Origin of the sequence: Ferruginibacter sp. (assembly GCF_031430955.1) — a bacterium.
In the GTDB taxonomy this organism is placed as follows: Bacteria; Bacteroidota; Bacteroidia; order Chitinophagales; family Chitinophagaceae; genus Ferruginibacter.
This window is the reverse complement of sequence record NZ_JANPCM010000590.1, coordinates 1-10736: the sequence shown is the minus strand read 5'-3', so window position 1 is coordinate 10736 and position 10736 is coordinate 1. Positions and strand designations below refer to the sequence as shown.

At 36.4% G+C, this 10736-nt stretch carries 9 protein-coding genes; 8 read left to right on the top strand and 1 reads right to left on the bottom strand.

All coding sequences use genetic code 11. The features are described from left to right. From ACY65O_RS16730 to ACY65O_RS16695, 8 genes are all read left to right on the top strand, one after another. On the top strand, nt 1-879 hold an 879-nt coding region (locus tag ACY65O_RS16730), incomplete at its 5' end, for an aspartate aminotransferase family protein (RefSeq protein WP_462222004.1). A gap of 164 nt (nt 880-1043) precedes the next feature. Further along, nucleotides 1044-2012, top strand: coding sequence for a Rossmann-fold NAD(P)-binding domain-containing protein (locus tag ACY65O_RS16725; RefSeq protein ID WP_462222003.1), 969 nt, complete (start codon nt 1044-1046; stop codon nt 2010-2012). Nucleotide 2013: 1 nt separating this feature from the next. Beyond that, nucleotides 2014-2814, top strand: a complete 801-nt coding sequence (gene argB, locus ACY65O_RS16720; protein WP_462222002.1) for an acetylglutamate kinase — start codon at nt 2014-2016, stop codon at nt 2812-2814. A gap of 46 nt (nt 2815-2860) precedes the next feature. Next, nucleotides 2861-3925 carry a M20 family metallo-hydrolase gene (locus tag ACY65O_RS16715; RefSeq protein WP_462222001.1) on the top strand — a complete coding sequence of 355 codons (1065 nt, stop codon included), beginning with the start codon at nt 2861-2863 and terminating at the stop codon, nt 3923-3925. Between the two features lie 146 nt (nt 3926-4071). Continuing rightward, the gene (argH, locus tag ACY65O_RS16710) at nt 4072-5481 is read left to right on the top strand and encodes an argininosuccinate lyase (protein ID WP_462222000.1); all 1410 of its coding nucleotides are present in this window, start codon (nt 4072-4074) and stop codon (nt 5479-5481) included. 25 nt (nt 5482-5506) lie between these two features. Beyond that, nucleotides 5507-6676 carry a 1-deoxy-D-xylulose-5-phosphate reductoisomerase gene (locus ACY65O_RS16705; protein WP_462221999.1) on the top strand — a complete coding sequence of 390 codons (1170 nt, stop codon included), beginning with the start codon at nt 5507-5509 and terminating at the stop codon, nt 6674-6676. 148 nt (nt 6677-6824) lie between these two features. After that, nucleotides 6825-8210: an RIP metalloprotease RseP gene (gene rseP, locus ACY65O_RS16700; RefSeq protein WP_462221998.1), complete on the top strand. Its 1386-nt coding sequence runs from the start codon at nt 6825-6827 to the stop codon at nt 8208-8210. Nucleotides 8211-8281: 71 nt separating this feature from the next. After that, on the top strand, nt 8282-8605 hold the full coding sequence (locus ACY65O_RS16695; RefSeq protein WP_462221997.1) for a hypothetical protein: 324 nt from the start codon (nt 8282-8284) through the stop codon (nt 8603-8605). 59 nt (nt 8606-8664) lie between these two features. Here the strand turns inward: ACY65O_RS16695 and ACY65O_RS16690 are convergent, their stop codons facing one another. After that, on the bottom strand, nt 8665-10455 hold the full coding sequence (locus tag ACY65O_RS16690; protein ID WP_462221996.1) for a MutS family DNA mismatch repair protein: 1791 nt from the start codon (nt 10453-10455) through the stop codon (nt 8665-8667). Nucleotides 10456-10736: the final 281 nt, after the last annotated feature.

Genomic DNA, 10736 nt, shown 5'->3' with positions numbered 1-10736 from the left:
GACTATCATTTATTTTTATGCAACTCCGGCGCCGAGGCCAACGAAAATGCATTAAAGCTGGCTTCTTTCTATAATGGCAGAAAAAAAATCGTGGCATTTACAAAAGCATTTCATGGCCGCACTTCTCTGGCAGTAGCGGTTACGGATAATCCCAATATTGTGGCGCCGGTTAACCAAACTGATAACGTGGTGTTTCTTCCTTTTAATGATGAAGCGGCTTTGCAAAAATATTTTGATGAAAATGGTAAGGATGTTTCCGCAGTAATTATCGAAGGCATACAGGGAGTAGGCGGAATAAATGTTGCAACGGATTCTTTTTTACAACAGATAAGAAGTTTGTGCGATGAATACAATGCCGTTTACATTGCCGACTCTGTACAATGCGGTTACGGACGTACTGGTAAATTTTACAGTCAGGATTTTAGTGGTGCAGATGCAGATATTTATACAATGGCTAAAGGGATGGGTAATGGTTTTCCTGTAGCTGGTATTTCCATTGCTCCAAAATTAAAAGCCAAACATTTTATGCTGGGTACCACTTTTGGTGGCAATCATTTGGCATGTGCTGCAGCATTAGCCGTTTTGGAAATAATTGAAGAAGATGCGTTAATGAAAAATGCGGCCACTGTAGGAAGCTATTTGATAGAGGAGTTAAAAAAAATGCCACAAATAAAAGAAGTAAGAGGAAGAGGTTTAATGATTGGAATAGCTTTGCCTGATGAATTAACAGCAATAAAAAAGAATTTATTATTTAAACATAAAATATTTACCGGTGAAGCCAAGCCTAACGTAATAAGATTATTGCCGGCATTAAATATTACAAAAGCAGATGCGGATATTTTTTTAAAAGCGATTGCGGCAGAGCTTAACATGGTCTGACGTCCTCGCCTGACCATGTTGCGAATAACTAATACAGGTTTGAATATAAGGAGATGAGTAAAGAAATACTGTTGAAGAGTGCCCTTCGTACCTCAGTGTAAACTCTGCCAATGAAGTTGAACAAAGAAATATTGTTGGGTTCAAAAAAATAAAAAAATAAAAATTTGAAAAATTTTATTTCAGTAAAAGATGTTTCTGATATCAATGCACTGGTTGCAAAAGCATTGTCGTACAAATCAAATTCATTTGCCGACAGGAATTTGGGTGCTGATAAAAAAATTGGTTTATTATTTTTAAACCCAAGTCTGCGTACAAGATTAAGTACACAGGTGGCTGCAAAAAATTTAGGGTTAGAAGCCATAATTTTTAATGTAGATAAAGAAGGATGGGCTTTAGAATTTGAAGAAGGCGCTATCATGAGTGGCACAACAGTAGAGCATGTAAAAGATGCGGCACCCATTTTAGGCCAGTACTTTGATATACTTTGCATTCGTGCATTTCCGACTTTAAATAATAAAGCAGAAGATTACAGCGAGCTGGTGATGCAATCCTTTATTCAGTTTGCCGGTGTGCCAATTGTAAGTTTAGAAAGTGCAACGCTACATCCGCTGCAATCATTAACAGACATCATAACAATTAAAGAGTCGATGAATAACTCCCCTTTAGGGGATTGGGGCAAACCTAAAATTGTACTTACATGGGCACCTCACATAAAACCCTTGCCTCAATGTGTTGCCAACAGTTTTGCCCAATGGATAAATGCGTGGGGCGAGGCGGATTTTGTAATTACACACCCCGAAGATTATGAATTGGATGAACAATTTACAAAAGGTGCTATCATTACACATAACCAGAACGAAGCATTGAAAGATGCCAATTTTATTTATGTAAAAAACTGGAGCACTTTTACTGATTACGGCAGAATTTATTGCAACGATCCATCGTGGATGTTGACACCAGAAAAATTGATACACACTAACAATGCAAAAGTAATGCACTGTTTACCTGTAAGAAGAAATGTAGAATTGAGTGATGAAATTTTGGACGGGCCAAACAGTTTGGTAACTACACAAGCGGGTAATAGGGTTTGGGCAGCGCAGGCGGTTCTTTCAGAAATTCTCAATGGGAAATAAAATGGAACAACTATTTATTATAAAAATTGGAGGCAATGTGATTGATGACAAAAAAAATCTTTCAGTTTTCCTCAAAAACTTTGCTGCAATTCCGGGTAAGAAAATTCTAATTCATGGTGGTGGAAAAATTGCAACAAAGATTGGAGATCAATTAGGTATTGAATCCAAATATATTGAGGGCAGAAGAATTACTGATGAGGCAACTATTGATTTAGTAACAATGGTGTATGGTGGATTAGTAAATAAAAAAATTGTTGCAAAACTGCAAGCCTTGCAATGCAATGCTATTGGACTTACTGGAGCAGATGCAAATATTATTCCTGCTACAAAAAGGCCAGTTACTAAAGAAGGGGTTGATTTTGGTTTTGTAGGAGATGTGGAAAGTTTAAAGTTGAAAGTTGAAAGTTTAGAGGTGTTACTAAAAGCAGGTTTCTCATTAGTGTTAGCACCTTTAACACATGATGGGAAAGGGCAAATTTTAAATACAAATGCTGATACTATTGCATCAGCAATCGCAGTTGCGTTGTCAAAATTGTATGATGTTCGATTAATTTATTGTTTTGAAAAGAAAGGCGTGTTAGAAAATGTGAACGATGAAAATTCAGCTATACCATTAATAACAAAAGAAATTTACCAGCAATTAAAAAAAGAGAATAAATTATTTGATGGCATCTTACCAAAAATTGATAATGCTTTTGCAGCTATTGACAGTGGCGTAAAAGAAGTATTGATTGGCCATGCAGAGGATCTGTTACAAAACGTAACACAAGAAACAACAGGTACTTTAATTAAGGGGTCATGACGGTTCTAAACCGTCTGACCCCTGCAAAGCCCCTGCAATAAAAATTATGCAACCAGAACAATTATATAACGAAGCACTAACTTTATTAAAAGATTTAATTTTCACGCCTTCATTTTCTAAAGAAGAAAATGATACTGCAGAAATTATTACGGCTTTTTTTACAAAGCATGGAGTGGAGCATGCAAGAGTGGGCAATAATATTTATGCCAAAAATAAATTTTACGATGTAAACAAGCCTTCCATTTTATTAAACTCACACCACGATACTGTTAAGCCAAACAAAGGATACACACTCGATCCTTTTGCTCCAATAATAAAGGAAGAAAAATTATTTGGCCTGGGCAGTAATGATGCAGGCGGATGTTTGGTAAGTTTGATAGCCACTTTTTTACATTTTTATAATGATGAAAACACAAAGTGTAATGTAGTATTTGCAGCCAGTGCAGAGGAAGAAATAAGTGGTGTAAATGGTATTGAATTAGTATTACCTTATTTGGGTAATATTGATTTTGGTATTGTTGGCGAGCCAACAAAATTAGAAATGGCTGTTGCCGAAAGAGGCTTGATGGTAATTGATTGCACTGCACCCGGCCGGGCTGGTCATGCCGCACGTAAAGAAGGAGAGAATGCTTTATACAATGCAGTAGATGATATTAACTGGATAAGAAATTACCAGTTTGAGAAAATAAGTGAACTGTTAGGCGAATCAAGATTAACGGTTACTGTGATTGAAACAGAAAACAAACAACACAATGTTGTACCGGCACAATGTAAATTTGTAATTGATGTAAGGGTAAATGAATTATATAGTTTTGAAGAAATTTTAGAAGCACTAAAAGCAAATTTAAAAAGTGCTTTCAAACCACGTACCACAAGGATGAAATCTACAGCTATTGCATTAGATCATCCATTGGTAAAAGCAGGCATTAATTTAGGTAAAGGATATTACGGTTCACCCACCACAAGTGATAAAGCATTAATGCCTTTCCCTACTTTAAAAATGGGCCCCGGCGATAGTGCCAGAAGCCATACAGCAGATGAGTTTATTTATTTGGATGAAATAAAAGACGGTATAGCAACTTATATTAAAATGGTGGAGCAGATAGTGTAAGTTTTATTGCGAAAATAAAAGCTGTCAGCCTGAGCTTGTCGAAACCGGTATAATAATAAAGTCAACCCGCCTTCGACAAGCTCAGGCTGACAATCTTTAAATTATTAATCAGTGAAAATTTTTTTTCACTTTAAATAAAAAGTAAAATGTCTGATTTTAAAAGTGGCAATTCCCCTTCAGGGGATAGGGGCATGAAACTCTGGCAAAAAGATAAAGCATCATTACAGGAAGTAGAAAAATTTACAGTAGGTAAAGACAGGGAAATGGATTTGGTATTAGCACCATTTGATGTGTTGGGTTCTATTGCTCATGTAACCATGCTTGAATATGTTGGCTTATTAACAAAGGAAGAAAAAGAATTATTAATAAAAGAACTTAAAAATATTTACTATTATTTCCTTCCTGAAAAAGCAGATACTTTGAATAACTCTCCTTTAGGGGATGGGGGTTTAGCTGAAGGAGTAGAAGACATTCATTCACAAGTAGAGTTAATGCTTACTGAAAAATTGGGTGATGTCGGCAAAAAAATCCACAGTGCCCGTAGCCGCAACGATCAGGTTTTAGTAGATTTGAAATTATATTTGAGAAGTGAAATTGAAAAATTAGTTTTCAATACAAAAGATCTTTTCGATTTACTCATCCTGCAAAGCGAAAAATACAAAACCGATTTATTACCCGGCTATACGCATTTGCAATTGGCCATGCCCTCATCATTTGGTTTATGGTTTGGTGCTTATGCCGAAAGTTTGGTAGATGACCTTACAACATTGCATGCAGCGTACACCGTTGTAAATAAAAATCCATTGGGTTCCGCCGCAGGTTATGGCAGTTCTTTCCCTATCAACAGAACATTAACCACACAGTTATTAGGTTTTGAAGAGTTGAATTATAATGTGGTGTATGCACAGATGGGCCGTGGAAAAACAGAACGCATTGTAGCAGCAGCAATGGCAAATATTTCAGCCACACTTTCTAAACTAAGTATGGATGCCTGCTTATTTCTCAACCAAAACTTCGCATTTATTTCTTTCCCTGATGAATTAACTACCGGCAGCAGCATTATGCCGCACAAAAAAAATCCCGATGTATTTGAATTGATCCGTTCGCATTGCAACCGCATACAGGCTTTGCCCAACGAAATTATGCTGATGACAACCAACCTGCCATCTGGTTACCAAAGAGATCTGCAATTATTAAAAGAACATATCATTCCGGCATTTGAAAATTTAAATAACTGTTTGCAAATGGCCGGCTTAATGCTGAGTAATATCCAGGTAAAAAAAGATCTGCTGCAGGATGAGAAATATAAATTTTTATTTAGTGTGGAGGAAGTAAACAAACTGGTGCTGCAGGGTGTGCCATTTAGAGATGCGTACAAAAAAGTAGGGATGGATATTGAAGAAGGGAATTTTAAATATTCAACAGCAGTAAATCATACGCATGAGGGCTCAATTGGTAATCTTTGTAATCCTCAAATTCAGCAGGCAATGGAAAATATTATCTTAAAATTTAATTTCCAAAAAGTCAAAATTGCGTTGCAACAATTATTAACTTAGATTTGTTCAATATCTTTTAAAACTAATGGGTGATCAATCTCCTAAAAAACGCATTGCAATTTTCGGTTCCACCGGTTCTATCGGCACGCAGGCATTGGATGTTATCCGTGCCAACCCCGATTTATTTGAAACTGAAATTCTTACCGCACAATCCAACGCCGATCTTTTAATAAAACAGGCTTTGGAGTTTAAACCCAACGCCGTAGTTATTGGCGACGAAACCAAATACCAAAAAGTAAAAGATGCTTTAGGGCAAACCTTAGTAAAAGTTTTTGCAGGAGAAAAAGCTTTGGAAGAAGCCGCCGACTTCGACAGTTACGATATGATGCTGGCCGGTATTGTAGGTTTTGCAGGCTTAAAACCCACTATAAAAGCAGTAGAAAAAGGCAAACCTGTTGGCCTGGCCAATAAAGAAACGCTGGTAGTTGCAGGAGATCTCATCATGCAAAAAGCCATCGAAAAAAGAGTACCCATTATACCGGTTGACAGCGAACACTCTGCCATTTTTCAATGCCTTGTTGGCGAAGCAAGAAATAAAATAGAAAAAATAATACTAACGGCAAGCGGTGGCCCCTTTTTAGGCAAAAAACCAAATTACCTGGTTAATGTAAAACGGGATCATGCACTGCAGCACCCCAATTGGGCAATGGGTGCAAAAATCACTATCGACTCTGCAACCCTTATGAACAAAGGGCTGGAGATGATTGAAGCAAAATGGTTGTTCAATTTAAAGCCCGAACAAATACAGGTGCTGGTGCATCCCCAAAGTATAATTCACAGTATGGTGCAGTTTGAAGATGGCAGCATAAAAGCACAAATGGGATTACCCGATATGAAGTTACCCATTCAATATGCACTCTCCTTTCCGCAGCGGATAAAAAACGATTTTCCACGTTTGGACTTTAAAAAATATCCCAGCCTCACCTTTGAAGAACCCGATGTTAAAACTTTCAGAAATTTAGCATTGGCCACCGAAGCATTATTCAGAGGCGGCAACATGCCCTGTGTGCTTAATGCGGCAAACGAAATTGCTGTGTGGGCCTTTCTCCGCAACCGTATTGCCTTTTTAGACATGACGGCAATGGTAGAAAAAACAATGGAAACCATCAACTTTATCGAAAAACCAACCATGCAGGAATATTTTGACAGCGACGGTGAAGCCCGTAATTTTGCCGCTTCATTAATAAACATGTAACCCCCATCCCCTAAAGGGGCGATGTAGATTTTTACAATATTAAATTTTGATAAAGTAATTAAATCTTTGAATGTTTTCTCTTCAGGGTATGAGAAGGAACAATATTATTAAACTCTTTAAATAACTCCCCTTTAGGGGATGGGGGCATATGACATTATTAGCAATCAATTGGCCGGGTGTAGGATTAATGGCTGCACAATTATTATTATCTCTTTCAATATTAGTAGTACTTCACGAGTTTGGGCATTACATAACTGCCAAATGGTTTAAGTGCCGTGTAGAAAAATTTTATTTGTTCTTCGATCCCTGGTTCTCTTTATTTAAAAAGAAAATTGGCGATACTGAATATGGTATTGGCTGGTTGCCATTAGGAGGTTATGTAAAAATATCCGGCATGGTAGATGAAAGCATGGACAAAGAACAAATGAAATTACCGCCGCAACCGCATGAGTTTAGAAGTAAGCCAGCATGGCAACGATTAATAATTATGTTAGGCGGTGTTACCGTAAACGTTTTATTGGCTTTTGTTATTTACGCTATGATAATGTTTGTGTGGGGCGAAACAAAAACAGTTAACAGCAGTGTAAAAAGTGGTATTTGGATAACAGATTCACTAATGTATGATATTGGTTTACGCAATGGCGATAAAATTGTTGCAGTTAACAACGAAGAGATAAAGTATTTTGAAGAGATACCTAAAAAAATTCTTTTTAATGGCGGCACTGCAATAAAAGTTAATCGCAATCAAAAAGATACAACAGTAAATATTCCTATAAAAATAATCGGCGACCTGGTTGAAAGAAAACGTTCTAAAACTCCGTTGATGAATGAGCGGTTACCGGCTATTGTGGGTAAATATGATGATAAAGATACTGCGGCCGGTAAAAAAGCCGGGTTACAGTATATGGATAAAATTGTAAAGGTAGATTCGATGCCCATTATATTTATGGACGATATTGTTGCCTATACTGATGGAAAGAAAAAGCAGCCCGTAAATCTTACTGTTTTAAGAAACGGATCAACAGTAAATCTTACAGCTATTGTTAATGATAATGGAAAGTTAGGACTGCCACTTTTAACCGACGAACAATACGACAGTCTTGGATTTTATAATTTAGAAGTAACTAAATATGGTTTCTTCCAATCTTTTCCAAAAGGGGTTTCTTTAGCAATAACCTCATTAAGCGATTATGTAGATCAGTTTAAACTGATCTTTAAACCTTCAACCGGCGCATACAAAGGTGTTGGGGGTTTTAAATCTATGGGTTCTATTTTTTCCAGCCATAAATGGGATTGGCATTCTTTCTGGAGCATCACTGCATTTTTTTCAATAGTGCTGGCATTTATGAATTTATTACCCATTCCTGCATTAGACGGCGGCCATGTTTTATTTACTTTAATAGAAATGATCAGCGGACGGAAACCAAGTGAGAAATTTTTAGAGTATGCACAAATTGTGGGGATGGTTTTATTATTAAGCCTGATGCTTTATGCAAATGGTAACGATTGGTTTGGCTGGGGACGAAATAAGTAATGCCAATGCAACACAACTAGATTATAAAAGAGAAAGTTAAACGCTTTCTCTTTTATATTAATTTTGAATACATGGATGCTCATTTAATATACACAACACATGCTCATTTAAAAACCTTAGCTAAATGGAGTGAATGGATTTATTGTGGGGTAGGGGCTGATATAAAAACAGATGTTATCAATAAAATTATTAACGAATACTTTGAGGACTCAACACTTTATTTTGTAACCGATAGAAAAGAATCTGGCCAAATAAATAAGGAGGATATACTGCAAAGAATAAACAAAGAAATTGAACAAAAGGAACTATTTCTTTGGGACATTAATTTGAAAAAAATAATAGAGTTTAATAGAATTGGTGTAATGAGAAAAGGTCTTATCTCAACTTCTGTCTAGTTACATTTTATTTTCTGCTACTTGGCAAAATTCATAATTCAGTTTCAGGTAAAAATAAATCACAATTCAATCCCAATCTTCTTCATCAAAATGCTTGCATTTAAGCTGGTACAAATGCCTTCTTTCAATTTGTAATCAAAAAATAATTCTTCATTGGCCACCTGCACATCAAAATGATAATTTAAAATATTGGCCGGGTAACTTTCTTTAAGCTTGGCCAGCTCCACATCATGCGTAGCAATAATGCAGGCTGCTTTATGTTTTATCAATTGTTTTACCAATGCTACAGAACCGGTATGGCGGTCTAATGAGTTGGTGCCTCTTAAAATCTCATCTAATAAAATAAATATTTTTTCACCGGCATTTACTTTATCAATAATGGCTTTTAACTTTTTTAATTCAGCATAAAAAGTGCTGGTACTTTCTTCTAAATTATCGGCAATACGCATACTGCTTATAATTTGTACAGGCGATAAAGTAAAGGCCGTGGCACATACATTGGCACCTGCCATCGCTAAAACCGTATTAATACCAATGCTTCGCAGGTAAGTGCTTTTGCCCGCCATATTGCTGCCGGTTATCAGCATCAGTTCTTCATTGTTTTTTATATCAATATTATTGTTAACCCTTTTAGCTGCATTAATTAAAGGGTGGCCAATGTTACTGCCTTCAATAGAAAAATGTTTTTCTTTAAAGTTTGGTGTACACCATTCCGGGTGATTAAAAGATAAGGTTGCAACACTGTTCAATGCTTCAAAATCTCCAATGGCATCAAACCATTCATTAATATTTTGCTGGTTGCGCTTTTTCCACTTTTCCAAAGCCATTGCCTGCTGTATATCCCACTGAAAAATTATGGCCAGCGGAATAAATACTACCGGGTTTAATCTCAGGTCTAATCTTTCAACAATCTTTTTTAATTGTTTTAATTGTAAAGAAGCGGTAGTATTTTCAATTACAAATTTTGCCTGCAGTGTTTGTAAAAGCGGCGACTTAAAATTGGTTTGCTCAATTAGTTTTATACTGTTGGCTAATACAGATAATTCATCTGCAATTTTACTAACCTGCTGGTGCAAGGGCGCAATATTTTTTGCCATAATAAAAGCAATAACTGCCGAGCCGGCTAAAAACATATTTCTAACCTCGTTACTTATTATATCAGCAATGTTTAAAGCAATAACAGTTAATATAATTGCTGGTATGGCGAACTGCAATATTTTCCAAAAAGTATTGTTTATAAAATGGGGTTCACTTTGTAACCAGCTTTGCAAACGTTCCTGCGTTGCGATGGTAATTTTTTCTTCTCTTCCATAAGCCTGTAACTCCTGCTGCCATTGGGGTGTGGCGGTTAATTCTTTTACTGCAGTTTGCCTTTGTAAAATTATTGCTACCGGTGCAGCTTGTAAAAGCCAGTTAGCTAAAGTACCGGCACCCATATCGGATGTAGTGCGGTTGCAATATTGAAACAAAGAAGCCCTGCCAAAAATGTCCAGGTCATTTGCATAGGGATGCACAGCAGGCAAAAATTTTAAACCGTCATCAAAGTGGTAATAATTATGCGCTAATGCTTTTAGTTCATCTTCATTAATTTTTATAAGATGCTGTGTATGGCTGATGGCAGTTTTATTTTGTAAATCCATAAAAATTAAACGCACAAATACTACTACCAAAAGCAGTGTGGCAATAGCAGTAATACCTAAACCTGCCGGCCATAAAAAATAAATAGCAGCAACAATAGCTATCGCTGCTGCAAAACGCAACCAGCCCAATAACGATTTTCGTTGTATTAATTTTTGATGCTCAGCGGTTAGCAGTGCAATTCTTTTACTATAAAAAATTTCAGGCTCCATTTTAGTTTTGTTAAATAAAATTATTGCAAATGTACTTTTATAACTATAACTAAATACTTTTCGTAAATTTGCTGTTCATTTGATGATTGTTTTTTTGCCAATTGCCAATTGAAAAACGGGGCTGACCGGTTTTGACAGCATAGCTCTTTGTAAGTATAAGCATGTAGTGCGTTGGATAATTAGCACTTTAATCTGAATATTCAACAACTTAAATGGCAATACTCAGTATGCCATGGCTGCTTAATCGATAGATTAGCATCCATTAGGGCCGCCGAACAGGT